At 57.2% G+C, this 21,789-nt stretch carries 19 protein-coding genes; 13 read left to right on the forward strand and 6 right to left on the reverse strand.

Features of this window, described 5'->3' with window-relative positions; translation table 11 throughout:
* Window positions 1-64: 64 nt before the first annotated feature.
* Window positions 65-514: an RrF2 family transcriptional regulator gene (locus tag FQB27_RS00545; RefSeq protein WP_169558928.1), complete on the reverse strand. Its 450-nt coding sequence runs from the start codon at window positions 512-514 to the stop codon at window positions 65-67.
* 293 nt (window positions 515-807) lie between these two features.
* Window positions 808-1,710 carry a LysR family transcriptional regulator gene (locus tag FQB27_RS00550; protein ID WP_277345997.1) on the reverse strand — a complete coding sequence of 301 codons (903 nt, stop codon included), beginning with the start codon at window positions 1,708-1,710 and terminating at the stop codon, window positions 808-810.
* Window positions 1,711-1,815: 105 nt separating this feature from the next.
* Here FQB27_RS00550 and FQB27_RS00555 point away from each other — a divergent pair, with 105 nt between their 5' ends.
* Genes FQB27_RS00555 through FQB27_RS00575 form a run of 5 tightly spaced genes read left to right on the forward strand, consistent with a single transcriptional unit; the run spans window position 1,816 to window position 7,187 of the window.
* Complete coding sequence (locus FQB27_RS00555) at window positions 1,816-3,105, forward strand: TRAP transporter large permease (RefSeq protein WP_169558930.1); 1,290 nt, start codon at window positions 1,816-1,818, stop codon at window positions 3,103-3,105.
* Window positions 3,106-3,129: 24 nt separating this feature from the next.
* Complete coding sequence (locus FQB27_RS00560; RefSeq protein WP_169558931.1) at window positions 3,130-4,095, forward strand: TRAP transporter substrate-binding protein; 966 nt, start codon at window positions 3,130-3,132, stop codon at window positions 4,093-4,095.
* Between the two features lie 25 nt (window positions 4,096-4,120).
* A complete protein-coding gene (locus FQB27_RS00565) occupies window positions 4,121-4,651 on the forward strand; it encodes a TRAP transporter small permease (RefSeq protein ID WP_169558932.1) in 531 nt (176 codons plus the stop codon).
* Window positions 4,648-5,838, forward strand: coding sequence for a M20 aminoacylase family protein (locus tag FQB27_RS00570; RefSeq protein ID WP_169558933.1), 1,191 nt, complete (start codon window positions 4,648-4,650; stop codon window positions 5,836-5,838). Before FQB27_RS00565 ends, FQB27_RS00570 begins: the two co-directional genes overlap by 4 nt.
* Window positions 5,835-7,187, forward strand: a complete 1,353-nt coding sequence (locus FQB27_RS00575) for an MmgE/PrpD family protein (protein ID WP_169558934.1) — start codon at window positions 5,835-5,837, stop codon at window positions 7,185-7,187. The genes FQB27_RS00570 and FQB27_RS00575 overlap by 4 nt, the downstream gene beginning before the upstream one ends.
* 338 nt (window positions 7,188-7,525) lie before the next feature.
* On the opposite strand, the gene dut is transcribed toward FQB27_RS00575, so the two are convergent.
* The 4 genes from dut to ubiE form a co-directional block, all read right to left on the reverse strand.
* Window positions 7,526-7,975, reverse strand: coding sequence for a dUTP diphosphatase (gene dut, locus FQB27_RS00580; RefSeq protein ID WP_169558935.1), 450 nt, complete (start codon window positions 7,973-7,975; stop codon window positions 7,526-7,528).
* 116 nt (window positions 7,976-8,091) lie between these two features.
* The gene (gene coaBC / locus FQB27_RS00585; RefSeq protein WP_169558936.1) at window positions 8,092-9,300 is read right to left on the reverse strand and encodes a bifunctional phosphopantothenoylcysteine decarboxylase/phosphopantothenate--cysteine ligase CoaBC; all 1,209 of its coding nucleotides are present in this window, start codon (window positions 9,298-9,300) and stop codon (window positions 8,092-8,094) included.
* Between the two features lie 121 nt (window positions 9,301-9,421).
* Window positions 9,422-11,032, reverse strand: coding sequence for a 2-polyprenylphenol 6-hydroxylase (ubiB, locus tag FQB27_RS00590; protein ID WP_169558937.1), 1,611 nt, complete (start codon window positions 11,030-11,032; stop codon window positions 9,422-9,424).
* Between the two features lie 9 nt (window positions 11,033-11,041).
* Window positions 11,042-11,815 carry a bifunctional demethylmenaquinone methyltransferase/2-methoxy-6-polyprenyl-1,4-benzoquinol methylase UbiE gene (gene ubiE / locus FQB27_RS00595; RefSeq protein ID WP_169558938.1) on the reverse strand — a complete coding sequence of 258 codons (774 nt, stop codon included), beginning with the start codon at window positions 11,813-11,815 and terminating at the stop codon, window positions 11,042-11,044.
* Between the two features lie 95 nt (window positions 11,816-11,910).
* Here ubiE and mutM point away from each other — a divergent pair, with 95 nt between their 5' ends.
* The 8 genes from mutM to gyrB all read left to right on the forward strand — a co-directional run bounded on the left by mutM (window position 11,911) and on the right by gyrB (window position 21,649).
* On the forward strand, window positions 11,911-12,741 hold the full coding sequence (gene mutM / locus FQB27_RS00600; protein WP_169558939.1) for a bifunctional DNA-formamidopyrimidine glycosylase/DNA-(apurinic or apyrimidinic site) lyase: 831 nt from the start codon (window positions 11,911-11,913) through the stop codon (window positions 12,739-12,741).
* Between the two features lie 153 nt (window positions 12,742-12,894).
* The gene (locus FQB27_RS00605; RefSeq protein WP_169558940.1) at window positions 12,895-13,671 is read left to right on the forward strand and encodes an enoyl-CoA hydratase; all 777 of its coding nucleotides are present in this window, start codon (window positions 12,895-12,897) and stop codon (window positions 13,669-13,671) included.
* Between the two features lie 159 nt (window positions 13,672-13,830).
* Complete coding sequence (gene rpsT / locus FQB27_RS00610; RefSeq protein WP_169558941.1) at window positions 13,831-14,097, forward strand: 30S ribosomal protein S20; 267 nt, start codon at window positions 13,831-13,833, stop codon at window positions 14,095-14,097.
* A gap of 485 nt (window positions 14,098-14,582) precedes the next feature.
* Window positions 14,583-15,029, forward strand: a complete 447-nt coding sequence (locus FQB27_RS00615) for a rhodanese-like domain-containing protein (protein WP_169558942.1) — start codon at window positions 14,583-14,585, stop codon at window positions 15,027-15,029.
* 1 nt (window position 15,030) lies between these two features.
* On the forward strand, window positions 15,031-16,434 hold the full coding sequence (gene dnaA / locus FQB27_RS00620) for a chromosomal replication initiator protein DnaA (RefSeq protein WP_169558943.1): 1,404 nt from the start codon (window positions 15,031-15,033) through the stop codon (window positions 16,432-16,434).
* A 421-nt stretch (window positions 16,435-16,855) separates the two neighbouring features.
* Window positions 16,856-17,974, forward strand: a complete 1,119-nt coding sequence (gene dnaN / locus FQB27_RS00625) for a DNA polymerase III subunit beta (RefSeq protein WP_169558944.1) — start codon at window positions 16,856-16,858, stop codon at window positions 17,972-17,974.
* A gap of 52 nt (window positions 17,975-18,026) precedes the next feature.
* Window positions 18,027-19,184, forward strand: a complete 1,158-nt coding sequence (recF, locus tag FQB27_RS00630; protein ID WP_169558945.1) for a DNA replication/repair protein RecF — start codon at window positions 18,027-18,029, stop codon at window positions 19,182-19,184.
* 14 nt (window positions 19,185-19,198) lie between these two features.
* Window positions 19,199-21,649: a DNA topoisomerase (ATP-hydrolyzing) subunit B gene (gene gyrB, locus FQB27_RS00635; RefSeq protein ID WP_169558946.1), complete on the forward strand. Its 2,451-nt coding sequence runs from the start codon at window positions 19,199-19,201 to the stop codon at window positions 21,647-21,649.
* The last annotated feature ends 140 nt before the right edge of the window (window positions 21,650-21,789 follow it).

A 21,789-nucleotide genomic window follows, 5' to 3' on the forward strand; every position in this document is an offset into this window, starting at 1 on the left:
TTGAAAGGACGGGATTTCCGCCCGCTTTAATCAAACAACCCGGACCGGTCTGCCCCCGGTCCCTCTAGATATCGAAACTGGGTTCCCCTTCCGGGGCTTCCGTCTGGCAATCCTCGTTGGCCTGCCGACACAAATCCTCAAGGGTCACGCTGTCCAGTTGCCGCAGCAGGACGGCCTGCGCCTCAAGCCAGAGCGGACCAACCACTTTCTGACCGATTTCCGAGGAAAAAATCTGTGTTTCATTGTCGCCATCGCCCTCGCTGATGACCCGGACGATATCCCCGGCCGTAATGCGGCGCCGTTCCCGCGCCAGACGATAACCGCCCCGCGGTCCCCGTACGCCTTTCAGGATGCCGGCATGAACCAGCTGCTGCATGACCTGCTCAAGATACCGCTGGGGAATGCCCTGACGCTGGGTGATTTCCTTGGATTGCACCGGGTCCGGCCGGGCATTGAACGCAATATCAACGACCGCCTCCAGCGCATAGAGCATTTTCTTGGGTAGATGTAACATAAGTCCTGATTCCTGTTTTTACCGACTGGCCGTCTGCTCCAACCTTCTGATCCGACCCACTCAACGAGACAGCACCCGCGCAAGTTATACCTCGCAAATAGTGCCTATCACAATAAAATCCAGTTTTATCGTGTAGAATGTATAATTGTCCACCCAATTTATGATGTCAAAGCAGAATATTGCCAGTATCCCGTGATCAGGTTCACATCGCCCGGTTGTTCCAGTCATCCCCATGCCCGGCTCCCCGAACAGGAAAAGTCGCACCAATATTGGACAGCCTTGACGCTGTTTCCCTAACTTATCGGCGCCACTTCAGCGTGCAGGGCGTTGGCAAAAAGTTCGAAAATCTGTCGGTCCGGACTGTCCTGACGCCGCAAGGTGTGAATATTGAAAGTGAGGGACGGCTCAACCGGCTTGATCAACAATCCCAGTTGCGGTGCCATGAACCGGGCCGTCATACTGTCAATCAGGGCGCAACATCGAAGGGATTTACTAAAGGACGGGATCAGGGTGGGGGCCATGACCTGAACCCTGACATCCGGTGTCACCGCCAACGTCTCGAATTGCTGCTCGATCAATTCACCGATCGGGCCTGTATTGGCCAACAGGACGGTCGAACGCCCCTCAAAGTCGTGAAAACTCAGACTGGGCTTTCCGGCAAGCTCATGATCCGCAGGGACGAGAGCGACAACCGGAATCTTGCTAACAACATTGACCCGGATATCCGGATGCATCGCGACAGGACCGGCGATCCCCAGATCCACAAGCCCCTCCCGCAGGGCCTGCACCTGCGCATGGCTGGATCCGATATCAACAACAACCTTGAGCTGGGGCCGGTGGGACCAGACCCGCTGCAGGGCGTTGGCCAGAATGGGCATATTTGCCATCGTCGAGGCGACCATGATCCGGAAAGTTTCATTCTCTCCCCGTTGCAAGTCATTAACGGTCAATTCAATATGCCGAAGCCGTTCAAACATGCCATCGCATTCCCGAAACAGCCTGTGCGCCTCCCAGGTCGGCTTGATCCGTCCACGCTCATTGGTGAACAACTTGAGTTTAAGGGCCTTTTCAAAATAGCTCAGATGCCGACTGACGGTCGGTTGCGCCAAACCAAGACGGCGAGCCGCCTCGGTAATGCTCCCCGTCTCGTAAATCATCTTGAATATTTCAATACGTTGAAGGGTTAAGGCTTTCATCTGTAACGGGTTCTCCAAGCTTATAGCAAAAAGCTATACAATTAGAAAAAGTTGTCTGTTTTTTTATGCCACTGCTTCTGTCATTGTCAACATAGGGAGGTACGCATGCACGTATTGGCAGTAACCATATTCTTCATTCTGGCTCTTTTCGGTGGCGCCGCCATCGCCTATCTGATCGGATCAACGGCGGTGCTGGGATTTGTCGCGACGGATAATATCCGATATCTCGCTGCACTTCCCCAGCGGGTCCTCAGTCAGCTTGATATGTTTGCCTTTATGGCAATGCCCCTGTTCATCCTTGCTGGCGAGTTGATGAACCGGGGCGGCATTGCCCAGGCCCTTGTCAATTTCAGCCTGTCCCTTCTCGGACGCTTCAAGGGGGGGCTTGGCCATGTCAACATTCTCACCAGCGTCTTCTTTGCCGGGATCTCCGGGTCGGCGACAGCGGATGCCAGTGCCCTCGGCAACACTCTGGTGCCGGTCATGGAAAGCAAGGGATACAAGCGGGACTACGCGGCCGCCATCACTGCTGCCTCCTCCATCATCGGCCCTATCATTCCTCCCAGCATCATCCTGATTTTCTATGGCGCCCTGATGAATACATCCGTCACCGCCCTGTTTGCTGCAGGTGTCGTGCCGGGCCTGCTGCTGGCGGGTGTGCTGATTGTCATCAATACCGTTCAGGCGCACCGCCTGGGTCATCCCGGAGGAAAAGAGGCAGAACGTCCCCGCGTGCTCCCTTCCTTCTGGCATGCGCTGCCCTCGCTCAGCCTGCCGGTGATTATCCTCAGCGGCATCCTGTTTGGCTTCATGACCCCTGCCGAGGCTGCCGGCCTTGCCGTTCTCGCAGCCTATCTGGTCGGACGGTATTATGGCGGACTGCCGCTTCGCGATGTCTGGGAAGCCATGCACCGGACGGCGGCCCTGACCGGGGCCATCTTTGTCATCCTCGTAGCAATCGCCACTTTGGGATATCTCGCCTCGATAGAGCAGATACCTCAGAAACTGGCGGCACAGATTACCGAACTGGGACTGAGCAAAACCGGCTACCTTCTGGTCCTCAACGTTTTGTTCCTGCTGGCCGGAATGATCATGGATGTAAAGGCAGCCCTCGCCCTCATGGGACCACTGCTCATCCCGCCGGCCCTCGCACTTGGGGTGGATCCGACGCATATGGGGATTATTGTCGGCTTCAACCTGACCATCGGTCTTCTGACACCACCGCTTGGCGGGGTCCTGCTGATCCTGTCCACGGTGACGAAAATCAACTACTGGCAGCTCGTCCGTGCGGTCCTGCCCTTCCTGCTGGCGGAACTGCTGTTGCTCGCCGCCCTGATCCTTGTTCCCGACATCAGCCTCGCGCTTCCCGAAGCTCTGGGACTGATAAGCCGTTGATCTAACACTGTGGAGAAAAGCACCATGAAAAAACTGCTATACGCGACACTCGCTCTTGTCGGTCTTGCCCTGCCCGTGCAGGCGGAAACCGTCTCAATTGCCCTGTCCGGTACAGAAGACATCAAGAAAAACGGCGAATATGTCTTCGCAAAAACCTTCTCGGATCACCTGAATGCAAACGGCGTCAAGACCGTCATTCACCCATCCAACTCTGTCGGCAAGGAAAAAGAGCGCTTTGACCAGACCGCACAGGGACTTGTGCATGTCAATTTTGCCGATGCCGCCCTGCTGTTCAAGCTGGCCCCCATGGTCAAGGCGATCTACCTGCCGTTCCTCTATAACGGCAATCGGCATTTCGACGAGGTTGTCGAGAAAAGCAACATGATCAGCCGGATCAACGACGATCTTGGCGTCCATGGCATTCGGCTCGCAGCTTTCCCGTTCCGGGGCGGTCAGGCCGGTATTTTCAATACCCAGCACCCTATCACCAAATTTATCGATCTCTCGGATATCCGAGTGCGCGCAAAGGACAACCTGCAACTCAAGATTTTTGAATCCTGGGGTGCCAAGGCCACAATCGTTGACTGGTCCGAAGTTGCCAATGCGCTTCAAACAGGCGTTGCCGACGGGTATGTGAACCCGCCTGCCGCCGCGACCCTGTTTGGCCATACCGATATCCTCAAGCATTTCACCCCCATGAATATTGGTCCGTCCCCGCGCACGGTGCTGCTGTCTGAGGACTGGTATGCCAGCCTGGACGACGACACCCGCAAGATCATTGATGATGGCGTACAAAGAGGACTGGCAGCAAACCGCGCCTGGACAGAAAACTGGATTGCCTTTGCCAGCGATATCCTGCGGGAAAAAGGGGTCAAGATTTCACCACTAGAGCCGGGAGAACGGGACAAGTTTGTCGAAGCCAGCAAACCTTTGTGGCCACTCATCGTCGGCAAGGAAAATGTGGCCATCCTGATGAAAGCGGCCCTGTAAGGCCGAAAGCGGAGAAGGGACACCCATGTCAAGAATGGCCAATCTTGTTGTCACGGCAAGTGACCGGCTCGACCGGATGCTGAGTTCGATCGCAATCGCCTGTCTGGGGTTGATGGTCCTCTTTGTCCTGATCCAGGTGGTGGCGCGATATATTTTCGCGTCGCCGCCCCCCTGGACAGAAGAGGCTGCGCGCTATGCCATGATCTGGCTTGGACTGCTTGGGGCCACCATCTCTTTCAAAACGAAACTGGATCCGGCGCTTGTCAGTTTTTCCTCTGAAAAGCTGTCGGTCCTGAACGCGGTTGCGGGCCTTTTACGATCCCTGAGTGTCGTAATCTTCCTTCTGCCCATCTTCTGGCATTCATTTGTCGGATTGAACCTGAACCTGCAAAGAGGCTTCCTGTTCCGGCATTGGCATCTGGAGGCCCATACCTTCGACATGTCAACATTCTGGATTGCCCTTGCCGTTCCCATCTTTGCACTGGCCGTCATCCTGCACGGAATTTCCCGTCTTGTTCTTGCCAGTCGCCATGTGAAAACGGAGAGTCACCAATGAGTATCAAGTCTGTCCCGGATGATATCGGTTCAGAGGAATTTGCCAACTGGCTGCAATCCCTGCGCCGGGACATCCACCGTCATCCTGAAACAGCCTTCAAGGAGGAAAGAACCAGTAATCTGGTGGCCAACCTTTTGGAAAGCTGGGGACTGGTCCTGCATCGGGGGCTTGCCAAAACCGGTATTGTCGCAACGCTGCACGGAAAACGCGGCCCCGGACGAACCATCGGGTTGCGGGCTGATATGGACGCCTTGTTCATTGATGAGAAAAACAACTTCAAACACAAATCCTGCCAGCAGGGCGTCATGCATGCCTGTGGCCATGACGGCCATACGGCCATGCTGTTGGGGGCCGCCCGCCTACTGGCCAAAAACCCGGATTTCAAGGGAACCGTTCAGTTCATCTTCCAACCTGCGGAAGAAAGCGAGGGGGGTGGCCGCGTCATGATCGAAGAAGGATTATTCGATATGTTCCCCTGTGACGCCGTTTATGCGGTTCATAATGCACCGGGATTGCCAACCGGGGATTTTGCAATCCGGTCCGGTCCCATGCTGGCCGCTGGCGACACCTGGGAGGTTGAGTTTTCAGGATCGGGCGGACATGGCGCCATGCCCCATACCGCAACGGATCCTATCACCGCTGCCGGTGCCTTTATCAACACCGTTTCCACCATTGTCGCCCGAAATGTTCCCTCAAGTGAGGCGGCCGTCCTCAGTATCGGCCATATCCATGCAGGCGATTACAATTCCCCGAATATCATTCCGGGCAATGTTCTCATTCGGGGGACAGCCAGAAGTTTCACTGCCGAAACACGGGACCTGCTGGAAGACCGACTTCACTGCCTTGCAGATCATAACGCCCGCGCCTTCCAGTGCGAGGCCGCCTTCAGGTTCATTCGGCGTTATCCGCCGCTCGTCAATCGGCAGGATCAGGTGGACATCGCGGCCCAGGCGGCCCGGCATGTGGCCGGAGATGACCGCGTCACCACGGATATAGACCCCATCGGCGGTTCCGAGGACTTCGCCTTCATGCTGGAGGAGGTCCCCGGCGCCTATATGCTGATTGGCAACGGCCCCGGCCCCTTTGTCCATTCCGATACCTATGACTTCAACGACGACATCCTGTTGACCGGGGTGCGTTACTGGATGGCCCTTGTGAGCATGGAACTTGACGGACAGACATCATGACCAAAACTTGCTCCATGGCAGTAACACTGGGCGACTGGGTTGCTTCAAACTCCCGCCCCCAGTCCGATAGTGCTCGGAAACGAGCCCTTGCCGCCCTTGCTGACGGGATTGCCTGTATCTTTGCCGGGTCCCGGGATTCGGCGACCGAAACAGTCCTGCAATCCACCCTGCGAAGCCATGGCCGGGGGGACTGCCTTGTGCTTGGCCACAAGGAAACACTACCTCCGGCAGGAGCTGCTCTGGTCAATGGAACTGCGGCCCATGCCCTTGATTTCGACGACAACTTCCTGCCCGGGCTGACCCACGCCACGGCGGTGCTGGTCCCTGCCCTGCTGGCGGCCGGACAGGCAACCGACAGCAGTGGCCTGCAAATTCTGGAGGCCTATATGGTCGGCCTTGAACTGCATGCCCGGATCGGGGCACTGGTCAATCCAAACCATTACGAAGCCGGATGGCATGCCACGGCCACAACGGGAACCATTGGCACCGCCGGGGCCGTCGCCTCCCTGATAGGGCTGTCAGCCGGGCAAATTACGACCGCCATGAGCATCGCCTTCAGCCTCGCCAGCGGCTCCAAAATCCAGTTCGGGACGACAACCAAGCCAACCCATGCCGGATTTGCTGCCCATAACGCGGTACAGGCGGCTTTCCTTGCCCGCCACGGCCTTGAAGCCCAGACGAACTTCCTCACCGGTCAGTGGGGTTTTAGGGACCTGTTCGGAGCGGGGGCCTCAACGCCACCGGAAGAGGCCTTGGCCGGCCTTGGCGCCACATGGGCCATCGAGAGCCACGGGCTGATGGCCAAAAGGTTCCCCTGTTGCGGTTCTGCCCACAAGGCGCTTGACGCCGTCGAGATGTTGAAACAGGAACACGGTATCAGCCTCGACAATATTGAAAAGGTTACCGCCTATCTGCCAACACCGCTTCATCACAATCTGCGCTTTGATACCCCAAAAACGGCAAGCGAGGCCCGGTTCAGTTTTTCCTATCCCGCCGTCCGGTTGCTCGCCCATGGATATCTGTCACTGGGTCATTTCACGGACGAGGCCGTTCAGGAAGAGGCAATCCGGCAGCATCTTGGCAAATTCGTGCGCGAGGACTGTCAGTTTACACCAAAAACTGCGGATTACCCCGTCCGGGCAACCGCAATATTGAAAAACGGCGCAGAGGTAACCACGGAAATCCGGCATGTTCGTGGCAGCATCGACAGTCCGCTTTCCGACGCTGAAACCCATAAGAAATTTACAGATTGTCTGGCCTGGTCCGGAACATCGGGAAATGAAACCCTTTATGAAAGGATACAGTCTTTCGACCGCCACACGAATGTAAGCTCCCTGTTCAATCCGTAACAGGCGCGCAAACCTCCCCTTCAATTTCACACTCTGAATCAGGCAAATGAAATCTGGTGCATTTGCCTGGTCTGCTGCCGGAAGACCTGATCGGACAAGTGGCGGAAAAAGACACGCACACGCTTGATCCCCCATTTTACGATCAGGAGTTTCAGGAGACAGAAAACCGGTATGACCCGGCCCGAGCCTATAGGGCTGCCGGGTTGGATCTCATGCCACAGTCTCCTGTCTCGGACCCGCCTGGGAGGAGCGACGTCCCTGAAAGCAGCAACTACCGGGCGTGGTGTTCCAATCGTCGGTCAAGGACACCGCGCCCGTTTTTTTTACCTGCTTACGGCTTATTTGACGCCGGTGGAGCCAAAGCCCCCCGCGCCCCGGTCCGTATCAGACAGTTCCTCAACCTCAACCACGGGAAGATGTCTGTATTCCGCGAATACCGCTTGGGCAATCCGTTCGCCATGATTGATCGTGAAAGGGTCTTTCCCAAGATAATAGAGGCCGACCATCACAATGCCCCGATAATCGCAATCGACCGTGCCGGGACTGTTCGGGATGATGAACTTGTGCTTGAGGGCCATTCCTGAACGGGGCCGGACCTGCATTTCGGTTCCCATGGGGATTTCCACATGAAACCCTGTTGAAACCAGTTCCAGTTGGCCATGTTCAAAGGTCAGCGGCCCGTCTGGCAGAAAGGCCCGCAGGTCCATTCCGGCGGCCCCGGCCGTGGCATAGGCCGGCAAGGGAAGATCGCTGTTGCCTTCGGCGCGCTTGAACTTGATTTCAGTCATTCTATTTTTCCCCGTGATCAAGGGTTTACATGGAACGGCGCCGCCTGTCGGATCGCCCGAAGGCGTCCCGGCCCGGTCTTGGCAAGACCGGCGGAAGGTCGGACACCGTGAATACTTTATTTACCGTGAAAGAACTCGGCAATTCGGGCGGCCAGTGCGGTGGCCACATCCTCTTTCGACATCAGCGGCAGGGTCTGGTTGCCCTCACCGTTCAGGATATGCACCCGGTTGTCATCGCCCCCGAAGGTGCCCGTTTCCGGGCTGACATCATTGGCGATGATCCAGTCACATTTCTTGCGGCCCAGTTTCAGGCGGGCATTCTCCAGCACATTCTGGGTTTCCGCGGCAAACCCGACCACAAGGTTCGGGCGTCCTTCAGACAACTGACTGATGGTTGCCAGAATATCGGGATTTTCCGCCAGCTTCAGGTCCGGCAGGTCGCCGTCCTGTTTCTTGATCTTCTGGTCCGCAGCAGACGCCACGCGCCAGTCTGCCACCGCCGCGGCAAAGATGGCCGCATCCGCGGGCAAGGCCGCCTCGGTCGCGGCCAGCATGTCCTTGGCGGATTCCACCTGAACAGAGGTCACGCCCTCCGGTTCGGGCAGGCGGGTCGGCCCTGATACCAGTGTCACCGCCGCCCCCAGCTTGGCCAAGGCCCGCGCAATGGCGTAGCCCTGCTTGCCGGAGGAACGGTTGGCGATATAGCGAACCGGATCGATGGGTTCATGGGTGGGGCCTGCCGTAACGATCATTTTCCGTCCGGCCAGCGGCTTGTTTTCTGCGCCGTCGAAAAACGCCCGGATGGCCGCACAAATGGCTTCCGGTTCCGCCAACCGGCCGGGACCAAATTCACCGCAGGCCATATCGCCGTCATCGGGCCCAACCACCAGAACCCCGTCTTTTTTGAGGGTTTCAAGATTTCGCTGGGTGGCCGGATGATCCCACATGCGCACATTCATGGCCGGGGCAATCATCACCGGGGCATCCGTGGCAAGAAGGGCGGTTGTGGCAAGGTCCGACGCCTGCCCCGTGGCCATTTTCGCCATCAGGTCCGCGGTTGCCGGGGCCACCACCACCAGATCACTGCTGCGGGACAACTGGATATGCCCCATTTCGGCTTCATCGGTCAGGGAAAAAAGGTCCGTATAAACCTTCTCGCCGGTCAGGGCGGATACGGACAGCGGGGTGACAAACTGCTCTCCGCCGCGGGTCAGGATGGCGCGGGTGCGAATACCGCTTTTGCCAAGCAGACGGATCAATTCCAGACATTTATAGGCGGCAATGCCGCCCCCGATCACCAAAAGAACCGATTTTTGATCTGCCACTGATCTACCCGCCTGTTTTACTGAACTTTTATGGCAACAAAACTAGTAACCCAAACCTTCATCCGCAAGCGAAATATGGCACGGCTTCCCAAGGGAAACCCATGCCTTCATACGGTGCCTGTTACAGGGTGGTAACCAGAAAATAGGTCAGGACAACCCCGAAAATGACACCAAAGGCAAAAACCGCCCCGCTTGCCGTCGCCGAATTCAGGACCTTTTTCTCGTTTCCGTCCCGCCCGGACGGGTGCATGTCTTCTTCCAGCCGCGCCAGCAACCGGTCTGACCGGGATACGATATCGGGCATTTTTTTCAGGAAGGTCAGGCCATCCTGAACGAATTGCGCGGCCTTGGCCTCGGGCCCCATATATTCCCGCATCCAGCCTTCCACCGTGGGATAGGCCACTTCCCAGAAATTGATCCGGGGGTTCATGCTTTGCGCCACACCTTCGGCTGTCACCATGGTTTTCTGCAACAGAAGAAGCTGGGGCTGGGTTTCCATTTCAAAGGTCTCGGTGATCTGGAACAGCTGGACCAGCAGGCGGGCCAGTGAAATCTCGCTGACCGGTTTGCCAAGGATCGGCTCGCCAATGGACCGGCAGGCCTGCGTGAAGGCGTCCAGCGACTTGTGCGGCGGTACATACCCCGCCTCGAAATGCACCTCGGCGGCGCGCTTGTAATCCCCGGTCAGGAAGGAATACAGCATTTCCGCCATGAACAGACGGGTTTGCAAATCCATGCGCCCCATGATCCCGAAATCAACGGCGACCAGCTTGCCTTCCTCGGTGACGAACAGGTTCCCGTGATGCATGTCGGCATGAAAGAACCCATCCCGCAGCACCTGATTGAGGAACACCCGGATCACAATGGCGGACAGGGCTTCCAGATCATATCCGGCGGCATCCAGCGCCTCGCGGTTGGACAGGGCGATCCCCTCCACCCGGCTTTGCGTCATGACACGTCGGGCGGTCCGCTGCCAGTCGATGACAGGCACCTCGAACTCAGGATCGCCGGCGAAACTCTCCGCCATTTCCGAGGCCGCCGCCGCTTCCATGCGCAGATCCATTTCCAACTCGACGGTTTCCGCCAGAATCTCCACCACCTTGATCAGGCGCAGACGGCGGAACGCGGGCTGGAACCGGTCGGCCAGCCGGGCGATCCAGAAGAACAGTTCCAGATCCTTTTCAAAGGCCTGTTCAATGCCGGGACGCAAAATCTTGACCGCCACCCGGACATCCTCGGTGGTGGTGGCGTCCGGGTCCTCGTCGGTCGGGGCCGGGACGGTGCGCTCAAGGGTGGCGAAATGCACCTGCGCAATAGAGGCCGCCGCCACCGGTGTCTCGTCAAATGTCTTGAACAATTCCGACAGGGGTTTTTCCAGCTCCTGCTCGACGGTGGCCTTGGCCTCCTCAAACGGGAAAGCGGGCAACCGGTCGCGAAGATTGGCAAGGTCCTGCACGATTTCCTCGCCCAGCAGGTCCGCCCGGACCGACAGGGCCTGCCCCAGCTTGATGAAACTTGGCCCCAGTTCCTGCAGCGCCCGGGCCAGTCGTTCACCGCGCCGAAGATGCTTGTAGGACGGAGACCCAATGGCAAAGAGCGGTAGGATTCTGAGGCCGAATTTCACATGGAACGGTGCCGCTTCCATCCCGTCCAGCAGGAACAGCGCGTCATAGCGGGCCAGTGTCCGAACAACAGAAAAAAGCCTGAAAAAGTTGTAAATCCCCTTGATCACGGTTTTCCCCTAGATACGCCAGCCAGAATGAATGGCGGCAATACCCCCGGACAGAAGACGGTATTTGACCTGACCGAACCCGGCTTCCTCGATCATGCGCTTGAAGGTCTCCGCGTTCGGGAACTTGCGAATGCTTTCCACAAGATACTGATAGCTTTCCCGGTCTCCCGCCACGGCCTGCCCGATATTGGGGAGGATTCGAAACGAATAGAAATCATAGAAATCCTTCAGGATCGGCGCCTCGACCGTGCTGAATTCCAGACACATGAAGCGGCCGCCCGGCTTCAACACCCTTCGTGCTTCGCGCAAGGCCTGCGGAATATCGGTTACGTTGCGAATACCAAAGGCAATGGTATAGGCATCAACGGATTTATCCTCCAGCGGCAGGGCCATGGCATCGCCGTTGACCCATTGCAGGCCGTGGATGCGGCCCTGATCAAGCGCCCGGTCCTGCCCGACACTGAGCATGGCATGGTTGATATCCAGAACCGTGACCTGTCCGTCGCCGCCGATGCGATCCAGAAACCGGAAGGCAATATCGCCGGTGCCGCCAGCCACATCCAGAAGATGCTGTCCCGGACGGGGCATCAGCCAGTCGATCATGGCGGTTTTCCAAAGCCGGTGCACACCGCCGCTCATGAGGTCGTTCATCAGGTCGTAATTTTCCGCGACGCTGTCAAAGACACCCCGGACCAGCCCCGCCTTTTCCGATACCGGAACATCCCGGAACCCGAAATGGGTGCTTTCTTTGTTGCTATCCTCAGGCGTGTCGGATGAGGTCATGACGATCCCCGTATTCATGAGTTGGAAGTCGATTGCTCTGTTTTGCGCAAATAAGACGATAGCGCAAGGAACAATTTAGGACTAATCTTCGCGCCATGCCAGAATTACCCGAAGTCGAAACGGTGGTCCGCGGCCTGGAACAGGCCCTGATAGGAGACCGCTTTACCAAAATCACCCTGCGCCGAAAGGACCTGCGCTTTCCTTTCGCACCGGATTTCGCCGCCCGCCTGACGGACAAGAAAATTGTCCATCTGGGCCGCCGGGCGAAATATCTGCAAATGACCCTTGAGGATGGCACCGTCATGATCGGCCATCTGGGCATGTCGGGCAGCTTCCGTATTGATACAGGCCCCGCCCCCGAACCGGACAAGCATGACCACATCATTTTCGAGACCGGGCGCGGCACCACGGTTCGCTATCACGATCCCCGCCGGTTCGGCTTCATGCTGCTGACCACCGAGGCGGAACTGGCAACCCATCCCCGGCTTGTCGGGATCGGGCCCGAACCCCTTGGCAACCAGTTCAACGGGCCCCTACTGGCCGCCAACCTGAAAGGCCGGAAAAGCCCGATCAAGGTGGCCATTCTGGATCAGAAAGTGGTGGCCGGCGTTGGCAATATCTATGCCTGCGAGGCGCTGTTCCGCTCGGGTATTTCCCCAAGGCGCAGCGCCCATACCATTGCCGGCAAGCGGGCCGAGCGCCTTGCCGCCGCCATTCAGGATGTGCTGTCAGCGGCCATCCGTTCCGGCGGATCGACCTTGCGGGATTATTCACAGGCCAATGGGGAACTGGGATATTTCCAGCATCATTTCCAGGTCTATGATAAAGAAGGAACCCCCTGTCCCACACCGGACTGCCCCGAGACCATCCAGCGGATTGTGCAGGCGGGCCGCAGCACTTTTTTCTGCCCGAAATGTCAACGCTAGGTCTGTTTTCCCCCTGATCACACGCCCGGACGGAGGGCTTAAATTTCTGGACATCGGGAAACAAGCCTAGATAATGACCGCAGAATTTGTAACCGGTCCCGCATCCGCGCAGGAGGAGCGCGCGGGACTGCCTACAGGAAACAGGAGCGAAACATGGCCTATAACAACATTATCGTCGAGACACAGGGAGCCGTCGGCCTCATTCGTCTCAACCGTCCGAAGGCGCTAAACGCCCTTTGTCAGGAACTGACCGAGGAAATGACCGTTGCCCTTGATGCGTTCGAGGCCAATGACGACATTGGCGCCATCGTGATCACCGGTTCCGACAAGGCCTTCGCCGCCGGCGCCGATATCAAGGAAATGCAGTCCAAGACCTATATGGACGTGTATAAGAACGACTTCATCACCGCCACCTGGGAACGGGTCGCCCGCTGCCGCAAGCCGGTGATTGCCGCCGTTGCCGGATACGCCCTTGGCGGGGGCTGCGAGTTGGCCATGATGTGCGACTTCATTCTGGCCGCGGACAACGCCCAGTTCGGCCAGCCGGAAATCAAGCTGGGAACCATTCCCGGCGCCGGTGGCACCCAGCGCCTGACCCGCTTTGTCGGAAAATCCAAGGCCATGGAAATGTGCCTGACCGGCCGCATGATGGACGCCGAGGAAGCCGAACGGTCCGGGCTGGTCAGCCGCATTGTCCCGCTGGACGATCTTGAGGACGAGGCCCTGAAGGTGGCGGCCAAGATCGCCGACCTGTCCCGCCCCGTGGTCATGATGTGCAAGGAGTCTGTGAACAAGGCCTACGAAACCACCCTGAAAGAGGGAATCATGTTCGAACGCCGGGTCTTCCACTCCACCTTTGCCACCGAAGACCAGAAGGAAGGCATGGCCGCTTTTGCCGAAAAACGGTCCGCGGCCTTTAAACACCAGTAAAATTTCACCCATCAACCCTTTGAAAACATGAGTTTTCGGACAAGAGTATGACATTTTTGCCACTTTCCGCCGCTTTCCGGGGATTCTCTGGTTGACGGCGGGGGGCTGGCTGGTTATAACCCGGCTTCCGAAATTCAATGCTAACGGACAGGTATTGTCATGGCGCACCATAAATCTGCGATCAAGCGCATCCGGCAGACAGAAACTCGTACAGAGCGTAACCGCGCTCGGCGTAGTCGCATCCGTACTTTCGTCAAGAAAGTGGAACTGGCCATCACTTCCGGTGATCAGGCTCAGGCAAACGAAGCACTGCGTGTAGCCCAGTCCGAACTCAGCCGTGGAGTTGCGAAAGGCGTGTTGAAAGCAAACACCGTCTCTCGTAAGATTTCCCGTCTGAATTCACGGGTTAAGGCTCTGTCTGCATAAGGCTGCCAAATACAAGAGAATCAAGCCGTAGCCGGTATCGGCCTGCGGCTTTTTTTTCGCCCAATTGCAACATTTCCCGCACATCATCAGTGTATTAAAATTTCAATATATTTTAATCATCCTTAGGATTTCCGGGCTTTGCCCCCACATATAGTAGGTCAATATTTTGTTTGATCTATTTATTAAATAATTTTCATAAATCCTATTCAGCCTCTATTGCATGATGAAATAAGTTGGGATTAAATGCTGCGCTGTTGGGAGCATAAACACACATTGACAGCGCGTGATTTGCAGTCGGGGGAATGCAGGTTGCCTTGGTTTTTGGCAGGAAGCCGTTTTTCCGGTGCCGTTCGCCAGACCAAAGTTTCGGCTGTCATCTCAGATTTTTGAGTTCTGACAAACTTACTGCTTTTGCAGTGAGAGGGTTTCTTTATTATTGCTGCGTCCTGAAGTATGACGTCGATTTTTGAGGAAGGCACAGATCAATGACCACCGTGGGAACACTGGTTGACCAGATTGGATATGCTGGTGATATTTCAGTCGAGGAAGCCTGGAATATGTTGAAGGAAGACCCGAAATCCACTCTGGTAGATGTGCGGACCAACGCCGAATGGAACTTTGTCGGCCTGCCTGACCTGTCCGCCCTGGACAAGTCTGTACAAACCATTTCCTGGGCCCTGTTCCCGACCATGACCCCCAATCCGGATTTTGCAGAAGCCCTGAAGGCCTGTCATCCTGACATGGATGCGCCCATCCTGTTCCTGTGCCGGACCGGCGTCCGTTCCATCGCCGCCGCCAAGACCGCCACGGCCATGGGATACAAGCACTGCTACAATATTCTCGACGGGTTCGAGGGCAGCCCGGACCAGAACCGCCATCGCGGCACGACAAACGGTTGGAAAGCAAAGAAACTGGATTGGGTGCAGAACTGATATGGCAAGTCAGGATCCGCTCAGCATGACCGAGCCTCATTTTGAAACCTGGACCCGCGTCCGGGACCGCCTGCGCAAGGAATATGGCGAGGCAACCTTCAATTCATGGCTCAAGAATATCGAACTGGAAGGGGTCAGCAACGGTCATGTGATCATGACATTGCCGACCAAATTCCTGCGTGACTGGGTGATCAACAATTACGCCAACCGCATCCGCCAGATCTGGATCGGCGAGAACGGCTCGGTCCAGTCCATCGACATTCATGTCAAGGAGGCAAGCGCCGCCCCGGCGGCTGGCAATGCCCCGGACACAGCGGATAGCACGGCCAGCAACGTCCAGCCCATTTCAGCGGCGGAAAGTTTCGATGCCAACGAGAAAATCTCGGCTCAGCTTGACCCGCGCTTCACCTTTGAGAATTTTGTCGTCGGTAAGTCCAACGAACTGGCCCATGCGGCCGCCCGCCGCGTTGCCGAGGCAACCGACGGTGTCCCGTTCAACCCACTTTATCTTTATGGTGGCGTCGGGCTTGGTAAAACCCACCTGATGCATGCCATCGGGCATGCCATCCGGGCCAATTCCCCGGAAAAGAAGGTGCTCTACCTGTCGGCTGAAAAGTTCATGTACCGGTTTATCCGGGCGCTGCGCTACAAGGATACCATGAATTTCAAGGACCAGTTCCGGTCCGTGGATGTCCTGATGATTGACGACGTGCAGTTCATCGCCGGCAAGGAATCCACCCAGGAAGAGTTTTTCCACACCTTCAACGCCCTTGTGGACCAGAACCACCAGATCATCATTTCCGGGGACCGCTCCCCGACCGATCTTGAGGGCATGGAGGAAAGAATGCGGTCCCGGCTTGGCTGGGGACTGGTCGCGGACATTCACCCGACCGATTACGAACTGCGTCTTGGCATCCTGCAATCCAAGGTGGAGCAGGCGAATATCGATATCGAGCCGCGCATCCTTGAATTTCTCGCCCACCGGATCACCTCCAACGTGCGGGAGCTGGAAGGCGCCCTGAACCGGGTTCTGGCCTATTCCGACCTGGTGGGCCGGGCGGTGACCCTCGAAAGCACCCAAGAGGTCCTGCGGGACCTTCTGCGGGCCAATGATCGCCGGATCACCATCGAGGAAATCCAGAAACGGGTGGCCGAGCATTTCAACATCCGCATGTCCGACATGCATTCCGCCCGCCGGGCCCGCGCCGTGGCCCGCCCGCGGCAGGTGGCCATGTATCTGGCCAAGCAACTGACCAGTCGGTCGCTGCCGGAAATCGGCCGGAAATTCGGCGGCCGTGACCACACCACGGTCATGCATGCCGTCCGCAAGATCGACGAGCTGCGCGAGCAGGATGTCTCCCTGTCGGAGGATATCGACCTGCTGCGCCGTATGCTGGAAGGCTGACCCGGAGCGGTGCCGCCCGGCACCGTTCCACAATAAAAAGCCCGGCGCTCGCGACCGGGCGCCCCCTTCCGACCGACCGCCTGTTCCCCTGCCTTTTCAGCGATTTTCAACGGATTACCAACGGATTTTCCGGGGAATTTCTGTAGATTTTCCGGCAATTTTTCGCGGCACCCCGCAAGGCGAGAATATCGACGGCCAAACCCATCAAAACAGTTGGGATGCGGGGTATGTTCTGGTATAGTCTTTGACTGGATTGATATTCCAACGGGGAGGTTTGGGGAAACCTTGATTCAGGATGCTGAATCAAGCCGTTATCAACCATCCTGACCGGACTGTCGATATAAAGAGTTGAAGTGGAACACCATTGTCAGGCAAGATGCTGTTTCACACTTAAGTTATGTCTGAAAGCTTAGTTGAGCCAATGAAACTGACAATCGAACGCACCGCATTGCTTTCCTCCCTGAACCACGTTCAAAGCGTGGTCGAGCGCAGGAACACAATCCCGATCCTGTCCAACATCCTCATGATTGCGGATGGCGACACACTTGGCTTGACTGCAACTGACCTGGACCTGGCCATCAATGAAAAAGTGGCGGCGGATGTCCAGACACCGGGCGCCATCACGGCACCGGCCCATCTTCTTTACGATATCGTCCGCAAGCTGCCGGAAGGCTCGCAGGTCGAACTCGACTACCAGAGCAGCGACGGACGCCTTTCCGTCCGCGCCGGTCGGTCCCAGTTTGCCCTGTCCTGCCTGCCGAAAGACGACTTCCCGATCATGGAAACCGGCGAGCTGCCCCACAATTTCGTTTTGACAGCAGCCGAATTGAAGCGCCTGATCGACAAGACACGCTTTGCCATTTCCACCGAGGAAACCCGGTTCTACCTGAACGGGATCTACCTACACGCTGTTGAGGCCGATGGCATTCCGGTCCTGCGCGCCGTAGCAACAGACGGTCACCGTCTTGCCCGCGTTGAAACACCGGTTCCGGCCAATGCCGAAAACATGCCCGGCGTCATCATTCCGCGAAAAGCCGTCAACGAGGTGCGCAAGCTGATCGACGACACGGCGGACGACATTTCCATTTCCCTGTCCGAGAACAAGGTCTGTTTCTCGTTTGACGGGACCCTGCTGACCTCCAAGCTGATCGACGGTAACTTCCCCGATTACGAACGGGTCATTCCGGCCGGCAACGACAAGATCCTGGAACTGGATGGCAAGACATTCGCGCAGGCCGTTGACCGTGTTTCCACGGTTTCCACGGAAAAATCCCGCGCCATCAAGCTGAGCCTGTCCGAAGACACGGTAACCCTGTCCGCCACCGGCGCCGAAAGTGGCAGCGCCACCGAGGAACTGGCGGCTCACTACACATCCGACGCCATGGAAATCGGCTTCAACTCCAAATATCTTCTGGATATTACCGGTCAGATCGAAGGCGAAAACGCCCATTTCGTTCTTGCCGACGCCCAGTCCCCGACAATCGTCAAGGACGGAACCGACAGCGGCGCCCTTTACGTGCTGATGCCCATGCGGGTCTGATGCCCGCGGGGAAGCCAGCTTCCCCGCACCGATACCCTTATAGGAGCCTTTCTTGATCCCAAACGCCCTCACGCGGTTGGTCTTGACGGACTTTCGGAACTACGCGTATCTGAAAATTGAAACAGACGAACGCCCCGTCGTCCTGACCGGCCCGAATGGCAGTGGAAAGACCAATCTTCTGGAAGCAATTTCCTTCCTGTCCCCCGGGCGGGGACTTCGCCGTGCGCGCCTTCGTGATCTGGGCCGGACGGACGGGGCGGGTGGCTGGGCGGTTTCTGCCCAAATCCTGTCGGAAGGGATCGCACAGACGGTGGGAACCGGACTGATCCTTGAAAACACGCCGGACGGGACGGCCACGGAACGGCGAACCGTTCGCATCGATGGCCAGACCAGTGCCGGGACCACGGCCCTGAACGGATTGATCAACATGGGGTGGCTGACACCGCAGATGGACCGCCTGTTTCAGGAAGGGGCATCCGGGCGGCGGCGGTTTCTGGACCGTCTGGCCTTCGGCTTTGATCCCGATCATGGGCGGCGCACCACCCAGTTCGAAAAACTGATGCGCGATCGCAACCGCCTGCTGAAACAGGGACGTTTCGACCCCCATTGGGTCGGCTCCCTTGAACATCTGATGGCTGAACAGGCGGTGGCCATTGCCGCGGCCCGCCTTGAAACCGTGGACCGGCTCAACCGGGCGCAGGAAACCGAGGATGTCTGCCACCCCGGTGCCTTCCCGAAAGCCCTGCTTTCCAGCAGCGGTGAACTGGAAGAGGCGGTTCGCAGCATGCCCGCCCTTGCCGCCGAGGATGCCTACCGGGAAATCCTGCTGCGGAACCGGCCCCTCGATGCAAAAGTCGGCAGCACAACGGTCGGTCCGCACCGCAGTGACATGGCGGTTTTACACCGGGAAAAGAACCAGAAAGCGGCGCTTTGCTCGACCGGTGAACAAAAAGCGCTTTTAATCTCAATAATCCTCAGTAATGCACGTCTACAGGCTGGATTACAGAGCAAAGCACCGGTATTATTGCTGGATGAAATTACAGCCCATCTTGACCAGACCAGACGTGCCGCGTTGTTTGATGAAATAACGCAAATGAAAACGCAGGCATGGATGACAGGCACGGATGTTTTGTTGTTCTCGGAGCTCGGAAATCGGGCACAGTTTTTGACAGTTAATTCCGGTCGGGTTGACCCGGCAGGAAGGCACTGAAAAGGAAGTTTCGTATGAGTGATACACAAGAGCAAGCGGTTGCCGAAGAGTATGGTGCGGATTCCATCAAGGTCCTGAAAGGCCTTGACGCCGTTCGGAAACGTCCCGGCATGTATATCGGCGATACCGATGATGGCTCCGGTCTGCATCACATGGTCTATGAGGTGGTGGATAACGCCATCGACGAGGCTCTGGCCGGCTATTGCGACCTTGTCTTTGTATCACTGAACGCTGACGGATCGGTCACGGTTCGCGACAACGGCCGGGGTATTCCCGTTGATATCCACGAGGAGGAGGGGGTCTCCGCCGCCGAGGTGATCATGACCCAGCTTCACGCCGGCGGCAAGTTCGACCAGAACTCCTACAAGGTGTCCGGTGGTCTGCATGGTGTGGGCGTTTCCGTGGTGAACGCCCTGTCGCACCGTCTGGACATGAAAATCTGGCGGAACGGCAAGGAACACCAAATCAGCTTCGCCCATGGTGAGGCCATTGACCGGCTGAAAGTGGCCGGGGATGCACCGCTGAAACCGGGAACAGACCAGCTTCTGACCGGAACGGAAGTCACTTTCAACCCGTCCAAGGAAACCTTCTCGGATGTGCGGTTTGACTTTGCCACGCTGGAACATCGCCTGCGCGAACTAGCCTTCCTCAACTCCGGTGTTCACATCCAGATCAACGATTTCCGCTCTGCCGAGCCGGTCACGTCCGATTTGCATTACGAAGGCGGGATTTCTGCCTTTGTCCGCTATCTGGACAAGTCCAAGACACCGCTGATCCCGAACACCATCGATTTCACCGGCGAAAAAGACGGTATTACGGTTGAAGTGTCGCTGGAATGGAATGACAGCTATCACGAAAATGTCCTGTGTTTCACCAACAACATCCCGCAGCGGGATGGCGGAACCCACCTTGCCGGTTTCCGTGCGGCCCTGACCCGGACAATCAACAAATATGCGATTTCCAGCGGTATTGCGAAAAAGGAAAAGGCCGCCATCACCGGTGATGATGCCCGTGAAGGCCTGACCTGCGTGGTTTCCGTCAAGGTTCCGGACCCGAAATTCTCCAGCCAGACCAAGGACAAACTGGTTTCCAGTGAAGTCCGACCGATCGTGGAAAGCTGCGTCAACGATGCCCTTGACCAGTGGTTTGAAGAGCATCCGAAAGACGCCCAGACCATTATTTCCAAGATTTTCGAGGCTGCCGCCGCCCGCGAAGCGGCCCGCAAGGCCCGCGAACTGACCCGCCGCAAGGGGGCGCTTGATATTTCCAGCCTACCCGGAAAACTGGCCGACTGCCAATCCAAGGACCCCACGGTTTCCGAACTGTTCCTGGTGGAGGGTGACAGTGCGGGCGGGTCTGCCAAACAGGGCCGTGACCGCCATAACCAGGCCGTTCTGCCCCTTCGTGGTAAGATCCTGAACGTGGAGCGGGCCCGGTTTGACCGGATGCTGTCCTCACAGGAAATCGGCACCATCATCACCGCCCTTGGCACCGGGATCGGGGCCGAGGAATTCAATATCGAGAAAGCCCGGTACCACAAAATCATCATCATGACCGACGCCGACGTGGACGGCTCTCACATCCGGACCCTGCTGCTGACCTTCTTCTATCGTCAGATGCCGGAACTGGTCGAAAAAGGCTATCTCTATATCGCTCAGCCGCCGCTCTACAAGGTGACCCGCGGGAAATCCTCGGTCTATCTGAAGGACGAGGCCGCGATGGAGGAATATCTCATTGATCAGGGCATCGAGAATGCGGTCCTGACACTGGCCGATGGGGAACAGCGTTCCGGTTCCGACCTCAGGGACCTGATCAACCATGCCCGCCGGTGCCGTGACCTGATCGACGCAATTGCCCGCCAACACGCCAAGCCGGTGGTTGAACAGGTGGCCATTGCCGGTGCCCTCAGCGATGACATCCTGAGCGATCCAGTGCGCGGACCGGAAGCCGCCGAGTTTGTGGCCAAGCGCCTTGATGCCATTTCATCGGAAACGGAACGGGGCTGGAGCGGCGAAATCCTTGAGGATTTCAGCATCCGCTTCGCCCGTGAGGTTCGCGGTGTTACCGAGGTCCAGCACATCGATTCCAACCTGATCCATTCCGCAGAAGCACGGGAACTCAGCACCATGCAGGAGGAACTGGGCCGCATCTACACCAAGCCAGCGACCTTCCTCTATAAGGAAAATGCAACCACCATCAATTCCCCGATCGCGCTTCTGGATGCGGTTCTTGCCATTGGCCGCAAGGGCCTCAGCATGCAGCGATATAAAGGTCTGGGCGAAATGAACCCGGAACAGCTTTGGGAAACCACACTGGATGCGTCCGCCCGGACCCTGCTTCAGGTCAAGGTCAACCACGGGGATGAGGCCGACGAGGTGTTCTCGACCCTGATGGGGGATGTGGTGGAACCCCGCCGTGACTTTATCCAGAAAAACGCCCTGAAGGTCCGGGTTCTGGATACCTGATCGACCCTTTTGAAAAAATGACATTTAAAAACAGCAGGCCCCGGTGCCTGCTGTTTTTGTTTCCTGCCATAAAAACTGCACAATTTCTTCTTTAAACCCTGATAACTTCTGTTTAACCTTATCTTTATAAAATATTCCCA

Origin of the sequence: Sneathiella chinensis (genome assembly GCF_012720115.1) — a bacterium.
GTDB lineage: Bacteria > Pseudomonadota > Alphaproteobacteria > Sneathiellales > Sneathiellaceae > Sneathiella > Sneathiella chinensis.